Annotated in this window: 16 protein-coding genes; all 16 read left to right on the top strand. The window is 51.8% G+C overall.

The window, feature by feature from the left end; translation table 11 throughout:
• Positions 1-187: 187 nt before the first annotated feature.
• The gene (locus DU481_RS06695) at positions 188-3,820 is read left to right on the top strand and encodes an ATP-binding protein (protein WP_350133443.1); all 3,633 of its coding nucleotides are present in this window, start codon (positions 188-190) and stop codon (positions 3,818-3,820) included.
• Positions 3,821-3,837: 17 nt separating this feature from the next.
• A complete protein-coding gene (locus DU481_RS06690) occupies positions 3,838-4,260 on the top strand; it encodes a response regulator (protein WP_350133442.1) in 423 nt (140 codons plus the stop codon).
• A gap of 5 nt (positions 4,261-4,265) precedes the next feature.
• On the top strand, positions 4,266-7,634 hold the full coding sequence (locus tag DU481_RS06685; RefSeq protein WP_502889919.1) for an EAL domain-containing protein: 3,369 nt from the start codon (positions 4,266-4,268) through the stop codon (positions 7,632-7,634).
• A gap of 191 nt (positions 7,635-7,825) precedes the next feature.
• Positions 7,826-9,382, top strand: coding sequence for a phage tail sheath family protein (locus DU481_RS06680; protein WP_350133440.1), 1,557 nt, complete (start codon positions 7,826-7,828; stop codon positions 9,380-9,382).
• A 77-nt stretch (positions 9,383-9,459) separates the two neighbouring features.
• The gene (locus DU481_RS06675) at positions 9,460-9,918 is read left to right on the top strand and encodes a phage tail protein (RefSeq protein ID WP_090318288.1); all 459 of its coding nucleotides are present in this window, start codon (positions 9,460-9,462) and stop codon (positions 9,916-9,918) included.
• 33 nt (positions 9,919-9,951) lie between these two features.
• Positions 9,952-10,422 (top strand): phage tail protein, encoded by a 471-nt coding sequence (locus DU481_RS06670; RefSeq protein WP_090318285.1) that lies wholly within the window; start codon positions 9,952-9,954, stop codon positions 10,420-10,422.
• A gap of 18 nt (positions 10,423-10,440) precedes the next feature.
• Positions 10,441-10,605, top strand: coding sequence for a DUF5908 family protein (locus DU481_RS06665; RefSeq protein ID WP_176776388.1), 165 nt, complete (start codon positions 10,441-10,443; stop codon positions 10,603-10,605).
• On the top strand, positions 10,606-11,307 hold the full coding sequence (locus tag DU481_RS06660) for a CIS tube protein (protein WP_121167317.1): 702 nt from the start codon (positions 10,606-10,608) through the stop codon (positions 11,305-11,307).
• 7 nt (positions 11,308-11,314) lie between these two features.
• Complete coding sequence (gene vgrG, locus DU481_RS06655; RefSeq protein ID WP_350133439.1) at positions 11,315-13,105, top strand: type VI secretion system tip protein VgrG; 1,791 nt, start codon at positions 11,315-11,317, stop codon at positions 13,103-13,105.
• A gap of 48 nt (positions 13,106-13,153) precedes the next feature.
• Positions 13,154-13,453: a PAAR domain-containing protein gene (locus tag DU481_RS06650; RefSeq protein WP_121167321.1), complete on the top strand. Its 300-nt coding sequence runs from the start codon at positions 13,154-13,156 to the stop codon at positions 13,451-13,453.
• Positions 13,454-13,468: 15 nt separating this feature from the next.
• A complete protein-coding gene (locus DU481_RS06645; protein WP_350133438.1) occupies positions 13,469-13,894 on the top strand; it encodes a GPW/gp25 family protein in 426 nt (141 codons plus the stop codon).
• A gap of 13 nt (positions 13,895-13,907) precedes the next feature.
• Positions 13,908-17,756, top strand: coding sequence for a baseplate J/gp47 family protein (locus tag DU481_RS06640; protein WP_350133437.1), 3,849 nt, complete (start codon positions 13,908-13,910; stop codon positions 17,754-17,756).
• Positions 17,729-18,553, top strand: a complete 825-nt coding sequence (locus DU481_RS06635) for a hypothetical protein (RefSeq protein ID WP_350133436.1) — start codon at positions 17,729-17,731, stop codon at positions 18,551-18,553. The genes DU481_RS06640 and DU481_RS06635 overlap by 28 nt, the downstream gene beginning before the upstream one ends.
• A complete protein-coding gene (locus DU481_RS06630) occupies positions 18,554-18,883 on the top strand; it encodes a hypothetical protein (protein ID WP_090318262.1) in 330 nt (109 codons plus the stop codon). It begins immediately after the preceding gene.
• A complete protein-coding gene (locus DU481_RS06625) occupies positions 18,870-21,986 on the top strand; it encodes a baseplate wedge protein (RefSeq protein WP_350133435.1) in 3,117 nt (1,038 codons plus the stop codon). Before DU481_RS06630 ends, DU481_RS06625 begins: the two co-directional genes overlap by 14 nt.
• A 4-nt stretch (positions 21,987-21,990) precedes the next feature.
• Positions 21,991-25,717: contractile injection system tape measure protein (locus DU481_RS06620; RefSeq protein WP_350133434.1), on the top strand; the 3,727-nt coding region annotated here is incomplete at its 3' end.

Raw genomic sequence — 25,717 nt, 5'->3', positions numbered from 1 at the left:
TCTTCCTGATTTGTTTCTGACTGGATTCGATAGACTAACGCGAGATGGCTCATACCTGTCAGTTGATTCTGACGGCAGCTAAAACCCTGTTGACAACATCAATGTTGTTGAATAAAAATCATGATCTTATAGTGCACGCATAGATACCTGATACTTGCTGGTCATCTTCTAACAATATGAGATCTTCATGTCTGAAATTCCACCTTACCAGCAGCTATTTGAAGTAAGCCCGCATCCTTATTTGCTCCTCCGGGCGGATTCCGCTTTTACCATTGCCGCCGTAAACAACAAGTATGCAGAGATGACGCGTACCGAACGTGGCGCGATTGTCGGACATGGTCTGTTTGAGATTTTTCCCGATAACCCGGAAGATCCGGCTTGCGCCAGTGTAAGAGATTTACGTACTTCGCTGAATCATGTGCTCAGTAAAAAACGCGCGGATGTCATGAACGTGCAAAAGTACGATATTCCATTGCGCGATGGCAGTGGAGGCTTCGAAGTCAAATACTGGAGTCCGGTCAATACGCCGGTATTGGATGAAGCGGGCCGGGTTGCCTATATTTTGCATCATGCGGAAGATGTGACTGAGTACATCGTCAGTCATAACCATAAAGCGCAACCTGGCAAGGTGAAAGCGCGCGCACAGCGCATGGAAGCGGAGATCGTGCAGCGTGCGGCTGAAGTGAATCAAGCTAATCGCGCTTTGAAAGCGGCGCTGGAAGAATTGGAGCAGATGAATCAGCGTCTGACTGAGCTGGATCAACTTAAATCACAGTTTTTTGCCAATATCAGCCATGAATTACGCACACCGCTGACGCTGATCATCGCTCCTTTGGAGAACCGCATGCGGTGGCTCACCGGCAGCAACGCTTCCGCGGAAGAACGTCATGAAACCGGATTGATGCTGCGTAACGCGCGCATTCTTTACCGCCACGTTACCGATTTGCTGGATGCGGCTAAGCTTGAGGCGGGGCGCATGCCGGTTTTTTGGGCGCGGTTCGATTTGGCGGAGCTGGTGCGAGTCACGGCAAGTTACTTTGAATTGCTGGCGCAGGGGCGCGATATCGCATTACAGGTTATCGTTCCGGAAGTCTGTGCGATCGAAAGTGATAGCGAGAAGCTGCAACGCATCCTGCTCAATCTGCTGTCCAACGCATTCAAGTTCACGCAGGATAAAGGTTGTATTTTCGTTCGGCTTGTTACCACCGAAGCGCGCGCGCAGATCGAAGTTCAGGACAATGGCCCCGGCATACCGGCGGAAATGCGTGAGCACGTGTTTGAACGCTTTATGCAGGTGGAGAGCAGCGTAACCCGGCAGCATGACGGCACCGGCTTAGGGATGGCGATCGTCAAGGATTTTGCCGATTTATTGCATGGCAAGCTCGAACTCGAAGAATCACCCGGGGGTGGCGCGCTATTCAGGATCACGCTGCCGCGCACCGCGCCAGCCGGTTCGGTATTACGGGATGCGCCGGTTTCCCTGGACGAGATCATTGTGCATGAAGTCATGGATGAACTTCAGAGCCGTGCGGAAAGAACCCCGCCGCTCCCGGTGGCCGCCACCCATTTGCCCTTGGTTTTGGTTGTTGAAGACAATGCGGATATGAATCGCTTCATTGCCGGCATGTTGCAGCCTCGCTACCGCGTAGCCAGCGCTTTCAACGGCCGTGAAGGATTGGAGCAAGCGCTGAAGCTGGCACCCGATTTGATTCTTTCCGACGTGATGATGCCGGTAATGAATGGTGAACAAATGGTGTGGCAAATACGCCAGCATGCGGAACTGGATGGCGTGCCCATCATCATGCTTACCGCCAAGGCCGATGACGATCTCTGTGTCAAATTGCTGAAATCCGGCGTGCAGGATTATCTGAACAAGCCTTTTGCCGTGGATGAACTTCTGGTGCGCGTTGATAAACTGGTGTTCGAGAGACAACTTGTCAGAGAACAGCTGCGGCAAAGCGAAGCACGATTTCAGGCTACTTTTGAGCAAGCCGCCGTCGGGATTTCGATTATTTCACTGGAAGGATATTGGTTGCGTGTCAATCACAAGCTTTGCGCTATCCTGGGATACAGTCAGGATGAATTGATGGCGCTTACATTTCAGGATGTCACTTATCCCGATGATCTGGAAGCAGACATCAATAACGTAAAGCGCATGTTGAACGGTGAAATCACTGCGTATGCAATGGAGAAACGCTATATTCGTAAGGATGGCCGCGTGATATGGATCAATCTTCACGCTTCCCTGGTGCGTAAGCCCGATAACGCGCCGGATTATTTCATCGCCGTGGTTGAAGATATCCAAAGCCGCAAGGAGATTGCGGCAAACTTCAAAGAAGCCAGACGCATCGCCAACCTCGGGCATTGGACCTGGAACGGCGCGGATAAACAAACTTGGTCCGAGGAGCTTTACCTGATTTATGGCCGTGATACCGCTTTGCCACCTGCGGATTATCAGGAAATGGAGAGTTTTTACACCGTGGATAGCTGGAACAAGCTGGCTGCCGCAGTGCAAAAGTGTTGGCATGACGGCGCTGCATTTGAGTGCGATGCGGAAGTAGTGCGGCCGGATGGCGCGCATCGCTGGACGATCTCACGCGGAGAAGCAGTACCCGATTTTGACGGCCATATCATTGCTATGCGCGGAACTGTGCAGGATATCACCGAGCGCAAGCTGGGCGAGATGGCGCTGCAGGAAAGCAAGGAGCGGCTTAAATTGCTCATTGAATATGCACCGGCTGCATTGGCCATGGTTGATCGGGAAATGCGCTATCTTGCTTACAGTCAACGCTGGCGTAACGATTACAACTTGGGCGATCGCGATTTATTAGGGGTATGTCATTACGATGCTTTTCCTGAGATCGACGAAGAATGGAAAGCGATTCATCGCCGCTGCCTGACTGGTGAAATCATCCGCGCCGATGAGGATCGTTTTGAACGGGCCGATGGCAGCATGCAATGGTTACGCTGGGAGGTGCGGCCTTGGTATCAGGCCGATGGGGGTATCGGCGGCATTGCCATGTTTACCGAGGATATCACTTACCGGAAACAAGCCGAAGCGGCATTACAGCAACTGAATGCCGATCTGGAAAAACGGGTTGCGGAGCGTACCGCCGAATTAAAGATGCTCAACCAATCACTGGAAAGCTTTGTGTATTCCGTTTCGCATGATTTGAAGGCGCCACTGCGCGGTGTCGAAGGTTATAGCCGGTTGCTGGAAGAGGGCTATTCCGATCGATTGGATGACGAAGGACGTTTATTCATCGCCAACCTGCGCGCGGGTGTCACGCGCATGAATGAGTTGATCGATGATTTGCTGGCTTATTCACGCATGGAGCGGCGTAAATTGGAATCCCATGCGCTGGACCTGACGGCATTGACTCAACGGGTGATTGCGGAGTGTGGTGAGGAGATTGCCGCGCGTCAGATCGAAGTCATTTGCGATTTACCGGTGTTGATGGTCAATGGTGATCGCGACGGTCTGGCTATGGTGCTGCGCAATCTGCTGGAGAATGCGATCAAGTTCAGCCAGCATGCGGCTCATCCGCGCATAGAGTTTGGCGCTGACCGGGATGATCGGCATGTGATCTTGTGGGTCCGTGATAATGGTATCGGTTTTGACATGAAGTATAATCAGCGCATCTTTGAGATTTTTGAACGTCTCCATCGGCTGGAAGATTACCCGGGTACCGGGATCGGTCTGGCTTTAGTCAAGAAGGCTATGCAACGCATGGGAGGACGGGTGTGGGCGCAAAGCACGCCGGGTGAAGGCGCGACCTTCTATCTGGAATTGACCGCGATGGCGGAAAACCTGAAATAGTGACGGAGTCAATAACGATGAGACTATGCCCACCGATTCTCCTGGTCGAAGACAATCCTCTCGATGTGGATCTGACGCTACGCGCTTTTCAGCGCCGCAAGCTGATTAATCCGGTATTGGTCGCGCGGGATGGCGAGGAAGCCTTGGCGTGGTTGCCGCGCTGGGAAGCGGGCGAGATTCAGCCGGCCGTCATTCTGCTGGATTTGAATTTGCCGCGCATTGACGGTCTGACGGTGTTACGGACATTGAAACAACACGCGGTGCTTTGCCGCATTCCGGTTGTTGTTCTCACCACTTCAAAAGAAGATCGCGATATCCAGGCGGCCTACGATTTAGGCGCCAATTCCTATATTGTAAAACCGGTGGGGTTTGATAACTTCATGGACGTGGCGCAGCATATCGAACTGTATTGGTGCGTTCTCAACGAGCATCCCCAATAATCATGATGCGCGTTCTGTATATCGAAGATTCCGCCAGCGATGCCGATCTGGCCCTGCGCACCCTGCGCCGGATTGCACCGGATATCGAATTGGATGTGGTGAATACCCTGGCTGAAGGATTCAAACGGCTGGCCGAGCCGGATTGTTATGACCTGCTGCTGGTTGATCTGTCCCTCCCCGATGGCTCTGGTTTGGATGTACTGGCACATGTGCGGGAGCAACGACTGCCCATCGCGGTAGTCATTCTTACCGGGTCGGGCGATCAGGATTCCGCTGTGGCCGCACTCAAGGCCGGCGCGGATGATTATCTGATCAAACGGGATGATTATCTGGAACGGCTACCGCGGGTATTGCAGGGCGCCCGGGAGCATTTTCGCGACAATCTGGAGCGCAGTCATCCGGTTCTGCGCGTGTTGTATCTTGAGCATAATGTATTTGATATCGACTTGATGCGCCGTCATTTTGTTTTGCATGCGCCGCATATCCAGATGACCGCGGTGAGTAGCGTGCAAGATGCGCTCGCGCTGCTGCCTGATGATCCGATGAAGCAGGCGGCGGAATTCGATGCATTGCTGATCGATTTTCACTTGCCCAGCATGGATGGTTTGGAGTTTTTCCAATTGTTACGGTATGAGCGCAAGCTAAATATTCCTGCCATCCTGGTGACAGGCCAGGGTAGTGAGATAGTGGCCGCGCGTGCGCTGCACTTGGGTGTGGATGATTATTTGTCGAAGCACGAAGGCTATCTGTACGAGATTGTCGCCACTTTGGAGAAAGTGCAGCAACAAGCGGAATTGACCCGCGAACGGCTCAGCTTGAAAAGAACCAGCCAGCGTCTTTCGTATCTTCTGGCCGCCAGTCCGACAATTTTATACGGCCTGAAATTTTCCGGAGAAACGCCGTGCCCCAACTGGGTGAGTGAAAATATCGAACGTCTGCTGGGCTATACACAAGAAGAGGCATTGGCGGCGGATTGGTGGCGCTCGCATATCCATCCGGATGATCGTGAAGCGGCTTTGGCCCGCTGGCCGATGCTGCTGAGCGAAGGCCAGCTCACACACGACTACCGGTTCCTGCATCGATCCGGGCGAATCGTCTGGATACTCGATGAGCTTCGATTGGTGCGGGATGCTGACGGCGAGCCTGCCGAAATTGTCGGTGCCTGGCTGGATATCAGTGAACATAAGCGGCTCGAACTGATACGCTTGGCGCATCAATCCGCATCGAATCTGATCATTGCCAGCCAACCGCTACCCGTAGTTCTGAATGATATCGCGCAACGTCTCGAGGTGATCAATCCCGGCATGCTGGTTTCCATCCTGCTGCTGGATAGGCATGCGGGTCGTCTTAAGCACGGTGCGGCGCCCAGTCTGACGGATGAATACAATGCTGCTGTCAATCAGGTGATGATCGGTGATGGGGTTGGCTCGTGCGGCACGGCCGCGTGGCGCGGTGAAGCGGTAATTGTTTCCGACATCGATCACCATCCGTACTGGCAGCCTTTTCTGGAACTGACGCGCAAAGCCAATCTTCATGCCTGTTGGTCGATACCCTTCAAAGATGAAGCGGGCAGTGTGCTAGGCACTTTTGCCATTTATCATCGTACCCCGCGTGAGCCATCACCTGCCGATTTGCTGCTGATCAATGAGTTTGCCTCGATCGCGGCCGTGGCGGTGCAAAAAGTCTATGCCGCGGAAACATTGAAACAGGCGGCGGCGGTGTTTGAGTCCAGCCGGGAAGGGATCGTCATCACCGACCTGGAGCCGCGCATTCTGGCCATTAACCGCGCTTATACCGAAATTACCGGTTATAGTAAAGCGCAGGTGCTGGGTAAGAATCCGAAGATCATCAAGTCGGGGCATCACGGTAAACCCTTTTACCAAGCGATGTGGGCCAGTCTGAAAACCGTGGGCCATTGGAGCGGAGAGATCCGGAACCGCCGCAAGAATGGCGAAATTTATCCGCAATGGCTGACGATCAGCACAGTGTGTAATGACAGGAATGAGCCCTGTAATTATGTCGGCGTGTTTGCCGACATTACGCAGATGAAGCAATCCGAGGCACAGCTGGCGCATTTGGCGCATTATGATCCATTGACCGGCTTGCCGAACCGGCTATTGGTGCAATCGCGCCTGCATCATGCCATTGAGCGGGCGCAGCGGCACAATCTGCGCATAGCGACGCTGTATGTCGATCTGGATCGTTTCAAGAATGTCAATGACAGCCTGGGACATCCCATCGGGGATGAGCTTTTGATTATGCTGGCTGCGCGCCTGAAAAAGCGTTTGCGCGAGGAAGATACGCTGGCACGCCTGGGCGGCGATGAGTTTTTGCTGGTGTTGGAAGATATCAAGGAGCCGAGCGAATCCGCCTCTGTCGCGCAGACTTTGATTGATTTGCTTGCGACCCCCTTCGCACTGCCCAGCGGTCATGAGATCTTCATTAATGCCAGTATCGGTATCAGCCTTTTTCCGGATGATGCCAGCAACGTCACCGAGTTGATCCAGCACGCGGACATGGCCATGTATCTGGCGAAAAAAGAAGGCCGCAGCACCTATCGTTATCATACGGAAGCGTTGAGCATTGCCGCCAATGAACGCTTGGTCATGGAAACCCGCCTGCGCCATGCGCTCACCGCCGGGGAGTTCGTTCTGCACTATCAGCCGTTGATCGACGCGCATAGCGGCCGGGCGGTCGGGGTTGAGGCTTTGGTGCGATGGCAGCCGCCGGGAGAAGCCATCGTGCCGCCGGGAAAATTTATTCCGATTGCAGAAGAAACCGGATTGATCGTGCCGCTCGGGGAGTGGGTGTTGCGGACCGCCTGTGCGCAAGGACGGGCCTGGATTGATGCTGGTTTTGCACCGCTCGTGATGGCGGTCAATCTGTCGGTGCGGCAGTTTCAATCCGAGAATCTGGCTGAAGTGATCCAGCGAGTCCTGGAAGAAACGAAACTTCCGGCAGCGTACCTGGAATTGGAGTTGACCGAGAGCATGTTCATGGGACATGCGGAACGCTCGATCGATATGCTGAAAACCTTGAAGGCGCCGGGCATCCAGCTGGCGATTGATGATTTCGGCACCGGCTACTCGTCATTGACTTATTTGAAGCGTTTTCCCATCGATAAACTCAAGATCGATCAAAGCTTCGTGCGCGGCCTGGCGCATGATCCCAATGACCGTGAGATCGCCGCCACGATCATCGCGATGGCGCGCGGTCTGAAATTAAGCGTCTTGGCGGAAGGCGTTGAGTCGGAGCAGCAATTGGCTTTTCTGCGTCAGCATGGTTGTGATTATTATCAAGGATTCCTGTTTCACCGCCCCGCGCCGGCAAAAGAACTTGAAGCTTGGCTACGGGAGCACTCTGCACAGCCGTAAAAATTGCGCGTTCTGCTGGAAGTAGGAATTAGCGACGCTAATTTTGCCAATTCTTTACTTAACGCTTGAGAATTAACATTACATCGGCTAAGCTGCTCTATGTTCAATCTAAACAAGGTTATAGGCTGGATTTATCAAGTTAAATGATAACAATGGCCGATGAACGCTACATTTCCAATTAAAAGGAGCTGATGATGGGGCAATATAAGACACCGGGTGTTTACATTGTTGAAAAGAGCGCGTTTCCGAATTCTGTCGTGGAAGTGGCAACCGCAGTACCGGCATTTATCGGTTATACGGAAAGAGCCAATAACAAAGGAAAATCGCTATTAAATAAGGCGTGGCGTATTTCATCCATGTCGGAATTTATCAGCTTCTTTGGCGGACCGCCTAAAACGCAATATCAAATTTCCGAAATTGCCGCGGCAGCCGCAGCGAAGGCGGGAAAAGGAGGGGCTGCACCGGCTGCGGCTGCAGCTGCGGTCGAATCGGATTTTGCGAGCGGCGATAAGGAATATGTTCTGGAACTCCAGGGCGCTCGTTATTTTCTGTATCACAGCATGATGCTGTTTTTTCAAAACGGTGGCGGCGCTTGCTATATCGTATCGGTTGGCGGCTATACCGATAACATCGAAAAACCGAAGTTGAACGCAGGGATCGATGTTTTATTAAAAGAGCAGGAACCGACGATGGTGGTGATTCCTGATGCCATGTCGCTGGCTGAACCGGACTGTATCGCATTGCAACAGGCTGCTCTGAGTCATTGCGGGCAAGTGATGAAAAATCGTTTTGCCATCCTGGATGTTTTTGATGGCTATAAGGAAGCGCAGGATAGCGGATGCATCGAGAAATTCCGCAATGATCTCGGCACGAATAGCCTGGATTTTGCCGCAGCCTACTATCCGTGGCTCAATACGTCCATCGTGCAAACCGGTGATTTGAACTTCGCTAACATTTCCAATGCGGATAAATTGCAGGAATTACTCAAAGCGGAAGTCGACGGCAGCGATTTGGATGATAAGAAAAAAACCGAAATCAACGGCAAGATTGCGGAAATCGGCGTGACACCCAAAACAGCAACCATGTCGACCGATGTCGATCTGCACAAAATTCTGACAGCCGTTTGCCCGCTGTACAAGAGCATCATCGAAAGTATCAAACTCAAACTCAATCTGCTGCCGCCCAGCGCGGGCATGGCCGGTGTTTATACCATGGTCGACAATTCACGCGGAGTGTGGAAAGCACCTGCCAATGTCAGCCTGAACGCGGTCATTTCACCCGCCGTTGAGATTACCAATGCGCAGCAGGAGGACTTGAACGTCACAACCGCCGGTAAATCGATCAATGCGATCCGGACGTTCATCGGCGAAGGCACTTTGGTTTGGGGTGCCCGCACACTCGATGGCAACAGTTTGGACTGGAACTATATCAACGTGCGCCGCACCATGATCATGCTGGAAGAATCCATCAGACTGGCGACCAAAGCGTATGTATTCGAACCCAATGTCTCCAGCACTTGGGTAACGATCAAAAGCATGATCAGTAACTTCCTGACCAGCATCTGGAAACGTGGCGGCTTGGCTGGCGCGACACCGGAAGATGCTTTTGGCGTGTTTGTCGGCTTGGGTGAAACCATGACGCCGCAGGATATTCTGGACGGTATGTTAAAAGTGACCGTGCTGGTTGCATTGAGCCGCCCGGCAGAATTTATTGAAATTACCTTCCAGCAGCAAATGCAGAAATCTTAATCTGAAAGTTAGCGCGTTAATCGGTGCAATTGACAAAAACAACGTTTATTTCTTAATCATAAAATTGGGAGTGCATTATGGCAGATGATGGATCAGCTCAGTCGACGACAGTTTGGCCTATGCCAAAGTTTTATTTTCAGGTTAAGTGGGATTCTCAAGTCATGCGGTTTCAGGAAGTCAGTGGTCTGGATATTCAATCGGAAGAGATCAAATACCGCCATGGCGATAGCCCGGAATTCTCCGTGATCAAGATGCCGGGGATGAAAAAAGTCGGCAATATCACCATGAAGAAAGGCGTTTTCAAAGGCGATAATAAATTCTGGGATTGGTTTAAACAGATCAAGATGAATACCATTAAGCGCTTGCCGGTTACCATCAGTTTGCTGGATGAAGGCGGTAAGGCGACGATGGTGTGGACGCTCACGAACGCTTGGCCGACCAAGATTACCGGTACCGATTTAAAATCGGAAGGCAACGAAGTGGCGATAGAATCCATCGAAATCGTGCATGAAGGCCTGACGATCGCCAACAGTTAGTGTTTTTAAATCTTGCCAGCAGATGGGTGACTCATGAATATTTCATTATCCGGAAATGTTTATCCACCCTCTGCTTTCTATTTTAAGGTCGTGATCGGGCCACCGGCTGGACTGTCGGCGGACACTTCTTTTCAGGAAGTATCCGGAATCGAAACGGAAATGGAAGTGGAATCGGTTGTCGAAGGCGGTGAAAACCGGTTCGTGCGGCAATTGCCGAAAGGCATCAAGCATCCCAATTTATCCTTGAAGCGCGGCATTGCGCCATTGACTTCACCGTTGGTGGTGTGGTGCAAATCAACGCTTGAATCCGGTTTTAATTTGGCGATTAAGCCCTTGCCTGTTCTGGTGTATCTGATGAATGAAGACAAAATGCCGATTCGCGGCTGGTCTTTCGATTCGGCTTACCCGTTGAAATGGGAAGTCGAAAGCTTCGGCTCCACTAAAAACGAAGTCGCCATCGAAAAGATCATTCTGAGTTATACCGTTTCCATGCGCATTATCTAGCAGGCGTAAGAATACCCAATGGCGATAGAGATTAAACAACTGCTGATCAAGTCCAATATCGTGCAGCGTACCGGGAACGAGGATCTCGATTTATCCGAAGAGCACCGGTTATTGAAAGAAGAAGTGCTGGCGGAATGCCGTCGCATGATCGCGGATTTTCTGCGCGAACAGGGGGAGCGCTAAATGTCGCTGGGCGGTGCCAAGGCGCTGTTGACGATTTCGCCCTGCGCTGTGAATAACGGCAAAATCAGCGTCGATGGCTCGCTGAAAAAATTTGAAGCCATGATCAATCCCGCCGGTTACGAGCAAACGTTCAAGCTGAGCTATTCCAAAAACAAGGTGCTGGGGCAACCGGGAACCGAAACCAAGTACGATGCAAGCCACCCGGAAAAATTTGTTCTCAAGGAATTGATACTGGACGCCACCGGAGCTGTCTCGGCTAATCCGCTCTCGGTCGTCAGCGATCCGGTTCCGGTCAAGGAGCAGATTGAATTATTGAAAGACGTTGTGTATCGCTACCGGGGTACCAAGCACGAAGCGCCGATTGTGCAATTGAAATGGGGCGAATTGCTTTTCTACGGGCGGGTGGAGTCACTGAAATTTGACTACACCTTGTTCAAACCCAGTGGCGTGCCATTGCGTGCCAAAGTCACACTGGCTTTTGTCGAATATCAGAGCAAAGAGGAAATATCCAAGGAAGCCGCGCAAGAATCCCCGGATTTGACGCACTTGATCGAGGTGAAAGCGGGAGATACTTTACCGCTGTTGTGTTACCGGATTTATCAGGACTGTAACTACTATATCGATGTTGCAAAGATTAATCATCTGACGGATTTTCGTGATCTTAAACCCGGAACTAAGCTTCAGTTCCCTCCATTAAACTAGGTTCACTATGGCAGATTCCCCATTAACGGGCAGCACGGGTGTCGTATCTGTGACTATTCAGAGTGATGGCAATGCCATAGCCGATACCATTCAAGTTGTTTCGGTCGAGATCATGTACGGGGTCAATAAAATTCCCGGCGCCAAGATCGTCTTGCTGGACGGGGATATGCCGAGCAACAAATTTCCGGTCAGTGATGCGGATGATTTTAAACCCGGCGCGGTAATCACGATCAACGCCGGTTATGCCAATCAAACGAGCACTGTGTTCAAAGGTATTGTCGTCAAGCATGGCATAAAATTGGATGGTGACAATTTCTCCCGGTTGATCGTGCAGTGTAAAGACAGTTCGGTTGCCATGACGGTGGGCCGCAAGAACGCCAATTTTGTCGATTCGAAGGATAGCGACATCATTAGTAAGCTGATCGGCGCATACAGCGGACTGAGTTCCGATGTGACGGATACGACGGTGAGTTATAAAGAACTGGTGCAGTACTATTGCAGCGACTGGGATTATTTGCTGGCGCGAGCGGAAGTTAATGGTTTTCTAGTGACGATCGACGCCGGAAAAGTAACGGTCAAAGCGCCGCAGGTTGATGGTGAAGCGGTTCTGACCGTGACGTACGGTATCGATTTGATGGCGTTCAGCGCAGAGGTCGATGCCGCTGCGCAATTTTCCGTGGTGAAAGGCATCGCATGGAGCCTGACCGATCAGGCGGTGCAGGAAGCGCAGGCGAGTCCCGAACAATTAACCGGGCAGGGTGATCTTGCCGCGAGTGTTCTGGCGGACGTGATGGCGCCGGATTATTTCCGCCTGCAAACCGATGTGCCGCTGGAGAATGCTTCGCTCACCGGTTGGGCGAAGGGGCAGCAAATCAAGTCCGGTTTGGCGCGTATCCGAGGTTACGCGGCGTTTCAAGGGAGCGCCAAAGTGAAACTTGGCACTCTGGTTGAGTTGAAAGGCGTGGGCAACCGCTTTAACGGCAAAGTGCTGGTGACGGCAGTGAAACATGACATCAGGCAGGGCAACTGGGTGACGGAAATTGAGTTCGGTCTATCGCCACAGTGGTTCGCCGAGCAGTATAAAACCGAAGCGCCGCTTGCTTCGGGCTGGGTACCCGGAGTCAACGGTTTGCACATCGGTGTGGTGAAAAAGCTCGATGCCGATCCGGAAGGGCAATACAAGATTCAAGTATCCGTGCCGGTTTTGCAGGCAGAAACCGATGGCGTGTGGGCGCGATTGGCCAGTTTCTACGGTTCCAACGGTATCGGCGCTTTCTTCATTCCGGAAATCGGCGACGAAGTGGTGCTGGGATACTTCAACGACGATCCTTCGCATCCGGTCATTCTCGGCAGTTTGTACAGCAGCAAACAAAAAATGCCCTACGAATTGACCGCCGATAATTTCATTAAAGCAGTGGTTACCCGCAGCAAGCTCAAGCTTGAGTTTGATGATGACAAGAAAGTGATCACCGTGATTACACCGGGCAATAACAAAATCGTCATCAGCGACGATCAGAAATCGATACTGCTGCAAGACCAGAATTCCAACAAAATCGAGCTCAATTCCAGCGGCATTACTATCGACAGCCCGAAAGACATCAAGATCAGCGCCAAGGGCAAGGTAACCATCGATGCGGTGAGCAATATCGAATTGACGGCGCAAGCGGATATCAAGAATCAGGGACTCAACATCAATCATCAAGCCAATGTCGGTTTCAGCGCCAAAGGTAACGCCACGGCCGAGCTGTCGGCCAGCGGCCAGACCACGGTAAAAGGCGCCATTGTGATGATCAATTAAGCTGTATTGAATGCTCAGGATTGCAATTGTTTTGAAAGGAATTTAACGATGCCCCCAGCCGCACGTATCACCGATATGCATACTTGCCCGATGCAAACACCGGGCGTGCCGCCGATTCCTCATGTGGGCGGACCGATCAGCGGTCCTTGCGTGCCCACTGTATTGATCGGCAATATGCCGGCGGCTGTGGTAGGGGATATGTGCGTCTGCGTCGGTCCGCCCGACAGTATTGTGAAAGGATCGGCGACGGTCATGATCAGCAACCGCCCGGCTGCCCGGATGGGTGACACAACGGCGCACGGCGGCACGATCGTGCTGGGTTTTCCGACGGTGATGATCGGTGGTTAGCATGGAAGCAAATCGATGAGTACCGACGATAAATCATTCCTGGGAACTGGCTGGGGATTTCCGCCTGAATTCGGTCAATATGGATCGATGCGGAAAGTGTCGGCAGAAGAGGATATCCATGAAAGCTTGTATATCCTCTTATCGACCAATCCCGGCGAGCGCGTGATGCAACCCACATACGGCTGCGGTTTAAAAAGTCAGGTCTTTGAAGAGATTAATGAAACGACGGTCACGGTCATGGTTGACCTGATCAAGCGCGCGATACTTTTTTTTGAACCTCGCGTGGTGGTGGAAAATATCCGGGTGGATTCCGGTAACCAGGAAGATATCTTGAATGGCTTGATCAAGATTGATATTACCTACATCGTGCGGACCACAAATAACCGCCACAATATCGTGTACCCGTTTTATTTCACTGAAGGCACGAATGTTAAATTATAAGGTTTCTGGGTGAATGAAGCTTCGCACCGATTGGTCAACACAATATCATCTGCACATCAGTGACGGTAAGAATCAGGAGAAAAGATTATTACCGGCGCTGGAGAAGGATTATTTCAACGTCGCCGATATGCGTTTTCACACCTTATTGGCGCTGCTGGTTGAATATGCGCAAGTGATGAAGTTTTATAACCTGAATAATCGGGAAGACGGAACCTGGGCGCATTTTTTCTCGCTGGACGAGACGGTTGTCATTGCCACGATTCTGGCTGTCGATCTGGATAAGCTGGTGACCGGCGCTGCCGGTCAGGGCAATATGGCTGACGATGAATTGACAAAGGCATTGCGTGCATTGTCCGCAAAAGAAATCAGCCAGCATATGATGTCGTCTTATACTGCGGTCAGGTTGCTGGACCGGTGGTTGCAATTACTGGCGCGGACAAAAAATGCCATCGGTACCGAATTGCGCAAGGTGTTGGAAAGCGTCATTACCGGACTCAGGAAAGATATCGATGTGCTCGGGCAATATTTGGCTGAGCATGTTTCGCGTCACACGCTCGAGACAATTTTCTCCCGCGATTTGATGACATTGTTGCAAGTAACGGAAGAAACCGCGCTCAGTCACACCAATGCGGCGGTTGATGTCGCCGATGCCGTTCCTATCCGGTCCAGTTTCTATGCGTTCGTCAAAGCCATTGAGATGGTGCAAGGCAGTGCGGAAAAATTATTGTCCGTATCGTTAACCAGCAAGGATCATGAACCCGCCGCAGGATTGTTGCTTGCCTTTTTGCAGTTGTTTCAGAAACTGCACAATAAAATTAATCGCTTCACCTTGAACTATGTCGATTTTTATTACGACCAGGTGCTCAAAGTTCAGCCACGTGGTTTCACACCCGATCATGTTTATGTGGCGCTCGTTCCCAACAAAAAAAATCACAGCGTATTGATACCGAAAGGAACGGAATTTCTGGCGGGTAAGGATGAGAACAAGCAGGATATTATTTATACCGCTGACGACGATGTTTTGATAAACGACGCCTCGGTGAGCGCTATCCATACGTTATTTTTTAAGCGTGATCCATTAAATTTTCCCGAAAATGGTTTGTGCGAATCGGTTGTGCTGAATGATCAAGCGGGCGCGATCACCCGGCAGATTCCTACTGGCGGCTGGTTGAATGATGTGCCGGTTTTAGCCGGCGATAGCGCGCCAGATAGCGATAATGTTCAGATGTACCCATTATTCGGCGCCCCTAAAAAAGGAGAGGAAACCATTCTGGTGCAGCATGCCCGCATCGGGTTTGCGCTGGCCAGCAAGGCGTTGTGGTTACAAGAAGGACGGCGGACGGTCTCTATCCATATGAAATACGCCACTGGACTGGAGGGTGATAATAAAATCACCCTGGAACAATGGATCCGGAAAATCGCGGTAGCCATGCAACTGTCTGGAAGTGCCGATGAAAAAAGGTCGGTTCAAGAGCAGCAAGCTTTTTTCAAAGCGTTCCGGGATATTTTCATTATCAGTTTATCGGCCGAAGGCGGGTGGCGGGAGATCGCCGAGTATCTGCCATCCTACTCAGGCGTTGAACAACGGCAGGAAGAAAATAGCCTGACGCTTACTTTTTTCCTGCCGGAAAACTTTCCGGCGGTTGTTCCCTACGATTCCAAAATTCACGGCGAAGGTTATGAAACCGGATTGCCTGTGGTGCGATTGGTTCTGAATCCCAAGAGCTACTTATATCCCTATGGGATTTTGAGCGAGCTGGAATTGGATTCGATCCGCATTGATGTCGCGGTGGAAGGATGCCGCACGGTGCAATTGCACAATAACATCGGACAATTATCCCCGCTCGCGCCGTTTGCGCCGTTTGGCCCGCTGCCGGAGGTTGGTTCGTATCTGATCGTGGGTTGCCCGGAAGCGGCCGGTAAGCAATTATCGGATTTCAATGTCGAGATCCAGTGGGGCGGTTTACCTGCCGGTATCGGCGGTTTTAAAACCCATTACCGGGGCTATGAAACTTTCGGCGATACCGACTTCCGGGTCAGTACAACGGTACTGTCAAATGGCAAATGGCTGCCGGAGAATGCCAAAGCGGCGGTTGTCAATTCTCTTTTTCAAATTAAAGCCAGTTTGGATGGCGGCAGTGAAGTCAGCGCATACCGTAAATTGTCGTGTGCTCCGGTCATTTCCTATTGGAGTCCTTTTGAATATCGCAATGCTTTGGCAGAATTCGCTTACACGCCCTCCACGCATCGAGGCTTCTTCAAATTCACCCTGGCGGCGCCGGGGCAAGCATTCGGTCACCGCGATTATCCCACTGCATTGGCTAATGTACTGACTTTCAACGCCAAACAGAAACATGCCAAGTTTCTTAAACACGTGCCTAATCCGCCGTACACACCGATGATCACATCCATCGCAGTCAACTATAAAGCTTCTGCGCAAATGATCATGGGCAAGGAAGAAGTCAATTGCGTTGCGGCGCTGCAAGAGAGGATGATTTATTTGCATCCGCTAGGATGGAAAAATGTCACTATGCGAGCCGATCAAGCCCATTATTTATTGCCGCAATTTCTCCACTCCGGGAATTTATTAATTGGCTTAAAAGGTTTGACCGGTGGCGGTGTGATTACGCTATATTTTTATTTGCGGGAGAATTCATTGCCGGTAGAAGCCGCTTCGCTGAAGGAGATGCAGTGGTTTTATCTGACGGATAACCAATGGGTTGCGCTAAGCGCTAGAGAGATCGTATCCGACTCCACGCAGCGGTTCATGAGATCGGGAATAATCACGTTGAATATTCCGGCGGATATTTCCCAGGACAATACCGTGTTACCGGCCGGATTATCCTGGTTGCGGGTGTCGTCCGATCATGATCTGGAAAAATTTTGCAGTTTGTATTCAATTCATGCGCAGGCGTTAAGAGCCAGCCGGCATCTGGAACAGGATGCCGTGCCGGGCAATTCCATCCGCTTACCGGCCGGTGCGGTGTCGCGTGCGCGCAAATCAATTCCGGGCATAGGCGCCGTCAAACAAATTCAACCCTCTTTTGGCGGCCGATTGGCGGAAGACCGCGCTCATCTGCGCATTCGTGTCAGCGAGCGGTTGAGGCATAAAAAACGCGCGTTGCTGCCAGCCGATTATGAGCTGCTGATACTCGAGCAGTTTCCGCAAATCTATAAGGTTAAGTGTTTTCCTGGCATGAGCCCTGATTTTGTGATCAGGCAGCGCTTCAGTCCCGGCCATGTGCTGATGGTGGTGGTGCCTTATCTCGCTCAGAACGAAAGTGTCACGCAGAAGCCGCTTCTGAATGGTCACCTGATTACTGAAATACAGGATTTTATCAACCAGTATGTGCCGCCTTTTGTGACTGCGCATATCCTTAACCCGGTTTACGAAGTCATCCAGGTGCGCTGCACGGTCAAGCTGAAAAATCCATTACTGGCCGGTATGTATCTGGAGCGTTTGAATCAGGCGATCACGGATTTTCTGTCGCCGTGGAACGAGACCATAGGGTATACCCGTCACTTCGGCTGGATGGTCAGTAAACATGATATTGAGTCTTTTATCCAGAGTCTCGATTATGTCGATCGTGTCACCAATCTTTCCATACTGCGAATTGCACCGGCGGGCGAAGACTATTTCGACCTGTTAGACAGCGCGGATAAACCGGAGGATTCGGAAGTAAAAGATATTATTCCGGTCTATCCCTGGAGTATCGTGGCGCCTATCAAGCAGCATTTTATCGAGATGGACGATCGCTACGATTTAATCGAGCCGCAAATCACCGGCATCGGCGAACTCGAGATTGGCAGTACTTTTATAATTTCTGACGAAAAATGGCGCGAAAAGATAGAAAAACACTAGAAGCCAAATTCAAGAATGGCAGGATGCCTTCTGAAGTGGCATTTGCCGATTTAATCGATTCGACGCTGAATCTGATTGATGATGGATTCGAGAAAACCGCCGAAGAGGGGTTGAAAATTTTTCAGCTGGGCGACGGCAAGCTGATGAGTTTTTATCAGAATATGGCAACGCTTAGTGCCATGTGGTCTGCCGGTATCGATAAAGCAACGGGAAATTTGAGCTTCGGCAATAAAAATAACCCGCATATTCTGACATTGCGCAGTACCGATGGCAGCGCCGAGTCTGGCGATGCGATAACAGCCGGTGTCGGTATCAATACCGACAATCCCCGCTTTGAACTGGATGTCGCCGGTACCATCGCTTCGCATGGCAGAGTCGGACGCCGCGGAGAGCTGCCGGTGCCAGCGGATGGAAACTGGCACGATATCACCGAAACGTTGACCGGCTGTCAGGCCTTCGAGGTGATGGCCGGTGTCGGCGGTAAAGATGCCGACGGCAAGTATGCCTTGATGCATGCTTTCGCGCTCAACGCCTATAACGACAAGAGCCAGATCACCTATCATCAGGCGCACTATGGCGCGAAGTGCAATCGCCTCGAATTACGCTGGGAGCGCGGCGCGAATATCGAAAACTTTGAATACACGCTACAGCTTCGTGTGGAATCGTCATACGGTGACAAGATCTGGGTGAATTATTACATTACCCGGTTATGGTATGACCCGGTGATGTATGAAAGCGAAAAAGAGCCGGAATCGGCGTACCCCAAAGTTTTACGCAAAAGACAGGAAGGCAAATAAATGTCCGCGCGCATGCTAGTCATTCATTTGAGTTTGCAGGAAGGCAATCTGCTGCTGGAAGCGCTGGCCGAGCTGCCGTTCAAATCCGTATTCGAACTGATCGGCAAGTTAAATCAACAAGCCAATGAATTGTTTGCGCCGGGTATCGCGCCGCAGGAACGGCAGCGCTTTGTGTTTATCGAGGCTGAACTGTCACTGGCCATCAAGGCGCTGGGGAATTTGCCTTATCATCGCGTCCATGCATTGCTGTCCGGTTTGCACCAGCAAATCCAGGCGCAATTGAGCAACCCGCATTCATTCGCAGCTTCGCAAGAGTATGCCGGCCTCTGAGCAAATACCGCGTATCCGGATCGATCCCGATGGATTGGATTTTGAAACGTTGCGCAAGGAAGCCATCGGCAAGGTTCAGGATTTATCCGGTGACCTATGGACCGACTATAACCTGCATGATCCCGGCGTTACCATTCTGGAACAACTCTGCTATGGGTTGACCGATCTGTCTTACCGTTCCGGATTTACCGTGCCGGATTATTTGACCGGTGCAAAAGGAACGATCGATTATCAGCAGCAAGCGCTCTACTCGCCGGAAGAAATTCTTCCCAGCGCCGCAGTGACCGGAATCGATTATCAGAAAATTCTCTACGACGCTATTCCGGAAATCGATTATGTCTGGCTCGAACCCAGCGCGACGGAAGAGAACGCGTTAGCCAACGGTCTTTACACCGTATTTGTGAAGCTTGACGATGAGCTGATTCAAAGCCGGGCGGATTCACCCAAGCAAGATGAGAATCTGAGCGAGCTATCCGGTAAGCTGGAACGGATCAATATCGCTTCGGAGCATGTTCGCTCGCTGCTGGATCAACTCGGCCATCAACTGGACACTGATCACGAAAACTTAAAACGAGGGCGCGATTTTGCGGCTGATATTGACTTGCCGTTACCGGCATACGAGCAACTGGCTGATCAAATAGGCGATATCCTGCATCAACTGGATGCGAGTTTATCGAGTGTCGACGATATCTGGAGCAAGATTGGCTCCATCTGGTCGGTCTTGATGGATTCATCGCTGAGCACGGATTTGAGTACCCGGTTGAACGAAGTGTTATTCAAGCTGGACGCGGTATTTCATTATGCGAAACTCAACGATGCGTTAAAAAATATTCTGGCTGCGATCGAATCAAACCCGGACGATTGGATAGCCAATGGCGGTGAGTTGCTGGCAAAGCTGGTTATTCCCCTGTCGCGCTTCGGGAGTGTGTTATCCCGATTGGATAAAATATTGGCCGGAATCGGCGATGGTTTGTTTTCAGAAATCAATACACCGGATCAAAGCGCCGGGGAACTCGATGAAAAGGCCGTCATACAAAGAATCCGGTCTGTTTTCGCCGCGCATCGCAATCTGTGCGAGGATATTCATCGCGTTGAAGTTATCCATACGGTGCCCTATTTTCTGGCGGGTGAGATCGAAATACAACCGGCTCACAATAGCGCCAAAATTTATGCTGAAATCTTCCTCCAATGCGCCCACTACATTTCTTCCGGCATTCAGATTGACCGCTATGAATCGATTCTGAGTCAAACGGGCAATTACGAACAGGTTTTTTCCGGCCCGCTGACAAGGCATGGTTTTATCAGCGACCGGTGCTTTGAAGGCGCGGAGGAGATTCTCAGCGTAGTCGATTTGATTTCCCTGATCAGTCAAATCGATGGTGTGAGCAAGGTGCACGATCTATACCTGATTGACCAGGAAAACAAGAAGTACACCAGCATTTCCTATGACTCATCGCGCTACGTATTTCCCGATCTGTGTTTTCCTAAATCCGGCAAGCCGAAACAACTATTGCGGCTGGTGCTTCCCCAGGATGTGAGCCGCAAGAATCATGACGGCAAGGCGACGGGATTTACACCCTACGAGAATGCGCAAGACGAAGCGTTGCTGGAAGAAACGCGTCTGGAACTGAAGAAATTAATTTTTGCATACCATGCATTCAGAAATAATCGCCCGTCGTTTGCGCATTTAATCCCGCTGCCCAAAGGAGAGCGGCGGGTATCCCCCGATTATTACTCGATTCAGAATCATTTTCCGGCCGTTTACGGGATTAACCGCTACGGTATTCCGCAGTCGGAATCGCCTGACGTGAAAGCAAAGGCAAAGCAGCTCAAAGCATACCTCTTTCCGTACGAGCAATTGATGGCGGATTACTTGCAGCATCTGCAAGAAATGCCGCGCTTGTTTTCGCTCGATTCCGGGTTGGAACAGTCCTATTTTTCCCAATTTCTCGATGACCGGAATATTCCCGGCATCGAATCGCTGTATGCGGATGGCAATCATCATAGCCGGACGACACTGTCCAAGATTCTGGAGCGTTACGATCGCTTCACCGAGCGCAGGAATCGCGTGCTGGATACGGTGTTGGCGATGTACGGCGAACAATATCCGCAACGCTCCTTGCAGGAATTCGATTGTTACCGGCGGCCCGATCAAGCCAAGTGGGTGATCGAGAACAAAATCAATTATCTGAAATGCATCCGGGAAATCACGCGCGACCGGGCGAAGGGTTTTAACTACCTGAAACCGGTATTGCACCCACACCATGGCGAGCTGGAAGAAAATCTCGCCGGTGCGCATAAACGGATCAGTATTCTGCTGGGATTGCAGTCATTCGATCGCATTGCATTAATCACCGATGTTCTCGCGGAAAGAAACAGCCGCCTGATTCCCGATCATATTCTGGCGGAAAGTGTGCAATTCTTACCGGAGAAAATGGAAGATCGCGCAATTCCGGTCGTATTCGAGGAAGAAAAATTTGCACAAATTGCTATCCCCGCAAAGCTTCCGCCGTTTGGTTACGGTGTTTTTAAGGATGGCGTCGAGATAAAAAATTTCCGGCTGATCAGCACCAGGGAATATACCGCCGTGTGTTTGAAGTCCGGACAGAATACCCGCTTATGGCCGTTGAGCCGCAAACGCAACCGGGATGATGCGGTTCGATACGCGCATGAATTCTGCAACGCGATTACACAACTGAATATCGCATGCGAGAGTTTTCACATGATCGAGCACGTGCTGCTGCGGCATCGAGGAAAGGATGTTGCTACCGCTATCCCCGGTACTGAAGATTTTTTTGATTTTCGTGTCAGCGTGATTTTCCCATCCTGGACGGCGAGGTTTGCAAATACCGCATTCCGTAAATTTGCCGAGGAAACGGTGATCAAGAATCTTCCCGCGCATATTCTCCCCGAGTTTTACTGGCTCGACTTTGTACCGATGCAGGATCTCGAGCAACGCTATAAAACTTGGTTATTTTGTCTACAGCAGGCCAACCTCGATCACCATCAGGATAATTTCAAGCAACTAAACAGAGCATCGGAACGAATAATCTCTTTTCTGCTGAAAAACAGAGGAGAAACCGATTGTGAATGCTGGCTTTAATACTATGTCGAGCACGCACCGCATTGATGAATTTATTTTTGACTGTTCGTTTGACTCTTTCTCGCTAGCCAACGAACACGAGCCGGAAATGAATGCTTTCCTGACAGCAAAGCTGTTGCCTGCCATTGATTCAATCCTGGATGAATTCGATGAGACCGATGCGGTCTGGCGTTTGGATCGGGTGGAAATTGACCTGGGCAATATTCCCGGCGTGGATTTTTATGCTGAACTGATTCAGCGCGTGCAGGAAGAGTTGAGCGACCAGCTGCGCGCGCTGCAAAGCAATTTTGCGCAATCCGGATCGATACCGGTCAAGACGTTGCCAACCCGATTGCCGGTACAGCGGTTAAGTAAAATCCAAACAGATTTGGAAAAATTGCAGGATTTTTTGCTGACGGGCCGGATGCCCTGGCCTATGGACACGGCGGATCGGCATGTGCACGAAAAGATGCTGCAGCAAGTGCTGCGGGAACACAGCGCCAGCGCAGCTTGGGTTCATCTGCTCAAACGTTTGCCGTCTGCGGAAAGAGCGGTAGTCATTAACCGCTTGGTTTCGCAGTTTCCACGCAGTGCATTGGAGGATGTTTTAAGCCGTATCACGCCGGATTATGCGCATCCGCTGCTGGATTTCCTGCGGCTATATCAACGAGCAATGTCACATACGGATACCATGCCAGCCGCTCAAACACAGGCGGTCAATGCTGCCTGGGAAAAGCTCTTGGCGATGCTGCTGCAAAACGGCCAGCCTGAGGCTAACCGGGTGACTTTACTGGATCGCCTTTTCCGGGAAATTGCACCGCCGCAAGCGCGAGAATCACTCGCCCTGCTGAAAAGAATCCGCCAATTTGCCGCGCAGTTTCGTCACGAAGGGAGAACCGGCAGCTTACTGCATGACGCATTGCTGGCCATGGAAAATGCCTATGCACGGAATCCGCATGCAGATTCCACAGGAAACTCAGCTTTGCCGATGCCCCGGAATGACGATCGGGATGCAGCACGAAGCAAGACGAAAGGGATAGAAAGCGAGCGCTGGGAAGAGGAGGTGCAACCCCCGCAGATCACTGCACAACCCGCTGAAGCAATACAAACCCAGCCGGTGCATGAAGCATTGTATTTTCGCATCGTAACGGCGCTGCAACAGGCGAAGCTGATCGATGCGGAATTTGCTTCGAGCATGCTGCGGCTGCAAGCGGCTGAACGGCGGCAACGGTTGCATCGTTTACTGCAATCGCCAGCAATAAAACCCCAACTGCTCCAGCTGCCGCAACCGGTTCTGCTGGACATCAGCTACTGGCTGTCGCCGCCAGCGGCGCTGCTGATCGAACGCCTGCTGGCGCATAGCGCCGCCTTGTATCGGTTGTCCGGATCGTCCGGGAAAGCAACGCAAAAACACTGGAAGCAGCGGCTATGGGGTGCGAGCCTGAATTATCTGTTGTCCGAAACCGCTACAGAGATCGATCCGGTTGCTTACTTGCAAACACTCGTGCGCGCTGTCTCTCCAGCAGAAGCGAACTTACAGACGACCCTGCGCGCCTGGCACGTAGCGCTGGAACACAGCAAAACCGGCAGCGCGATAGCGGCGTTATTGCGAACGCTCATCGGCGGCGCACCGGCATGGCAGCGGACAACCGAAGAAACCCCGCATTCCGTTCAGGAGTTAAACCCAGCAAGCGAAGCACATGCTGCTTACTGGCAGATTCAGCAACGTTTCACAACCGGTCAACCGGCTGCCGGGTACAGTCTGAGCGCGTTGCTGGAAACGTTAGCAACCAATCACCCGGCGCAACTGCGGCAACTGTATCAAGACCTGCGCAACCGCCGCTACGATGTAACGGCAGCGCAACTGGACGAAATCGAACTGCACAGCCTGGTTGAACAACTGCTGCGGATGGAATCCGCCAGCGACACTGCCGACCGGCACACCTTCCTGCAAGCAATAGAAAAGTACGCGGATCGCGCCAATGACCGGCAAGCCTACTACCGGCTGCTGCTGGAAGAGCTACTGCATGACCGGGAAATCGACCTGGAAGCGATTGCAATCCAGTCGCAGCAAACACCTTTCCAATCGAGTAATGCCCGTGAGGATTGGAACGAACAAGGCAAGCAAACCAAACAAGCCAAACAAGCCGAAACGGAATCAGCAACTGGATCAACGTCACAACACTCCCTGGCAGGCGATGAAGCACTGTACGCAACAGTAATCGTAGCCTTGCGCGAGGCGCAGCTGATCGACGCTCATCATGCAACGATTGAGACAAGCACTCAACCGGCTGAACTCAGGCAACGGTTACGCATGACACTGCGCACGATAGCCGTACCCGGCTGGGTGAACAAACTACCGCCATCCATACGGATGGAGATCGCTTACCTGCTGGCGCCACAAGCGGCCGTGCTGAATGAACACCTGCTGGCGCAGACAGACACGCTATACCGGGTAACCGGACAAAATGACCGGCAGCAATGGCAACAGCGTTTATGGGCTGCCAGCCTGCGGTATCTGTTGACCCTGGACACTGCTGAAATCACACCGGCGATCTACTTGCAGGCACTCGCACGCGGCGTATCGGACGAGACTGGTGTGCAGATCACGCTACGGGCTTGGTATGACGTGTTGGTGCAAGGCGAAGCTGGTGATAAAGCGCAAACGGCTGACTTTCAACCGCTGCCGGAGAGCCAGTTAGAAGAACGGAAAATTGATCCGAAAGCGATTGCAGCGTTACCGCAGCAAACATTGCTTGAAAACGATTCTGCCCATAAAAATCGGGACAAGCCGATCACCGCGGAACCGGTGAGTACCGGATCGACTTTCCAGCCAATGGCGCCGCAACCCCAAACCGGTTTTGAGACGCTGTATGTCACCGTTATGGCGGAACTGTGTAGATTAGGGCTGATTCATGAGCGTCTCGCGGCTATAGAAGAAAGTATTCAGCCCGCGGACCTCAGACAACGGTTACGGACTGCATTGCGTGCGATAGCCGCACACGACTGGGTGAATCAGCTGGCGCAATCAATCCGGATGGATATTGCCTATTTGTTAGCTCCGCCAGCGGCCGTGCTGAACGAACATCTGCTGGCGCACGCGGATACGCTATACCGGGCGACTGCCCGGGTTGAACAAAGCAGCCAGAAGCAATGGGAACAGTGCTTATGGACGGCCAGCATGCGTTATTTGTTGACTGAGGATACTGCCAATATTGCACCGGCGGCTTATTTGCAAGCGCTTGCACGTGGTGTATCGGGCGAAGCCGATGCACAAGTTACATTACAGGCTTGGCATGAAGCGCTGGCGCAGCGCAACACTTCCGGTGCATTGCATACATTGCTGAGAAGTCTTGCTGCGAGCACTCAGGCAAAGGGGAGAGCGGATGGGGCGCACAGTGAACCGGCAAAATTGGAGGCAATAAAAGAGACTGAGAATGTAGAAGCAATCAGATTGCCGGAGATCGCTCCACAGCCCGCTGAAGCGGAACAAACCCGGCCGGTGCATGAAGCATTGTACTTCCGCATCGTAGCGGCGCTGCAACAGGCAAAGCTGATTGACGCGGAATTTGCGTCGAGCGTGCTGCGGCTGCAAGTGGCTGAACGGCGGCAACGGTTGCATCGTTTACTGCAATCACCAGCAATAAAACCCCAACTGCTCCAGCTGCCGCAACCGGTTCTGCTGGACATCAGCTACTGGCTGTCGCCGCCAGCGGCGCTGCTGATCGAACGCCTGCTGGCGCATAGCGCCG

Origin of the sequence: Nitrosomonas sp., from assembly GCF_040240425.1 — a bacterium.
Classification (GTDB): Bacteria; Pseudomonadota; Gammaproteobacteria; order Burkholderiales; family Nitrosomonadaceae; genus Nitrosomonas.
Note: the sequence above shows the minus strand (reverse complement) of the source record. Positions and strands in the feature narration are given on the sequence as shown.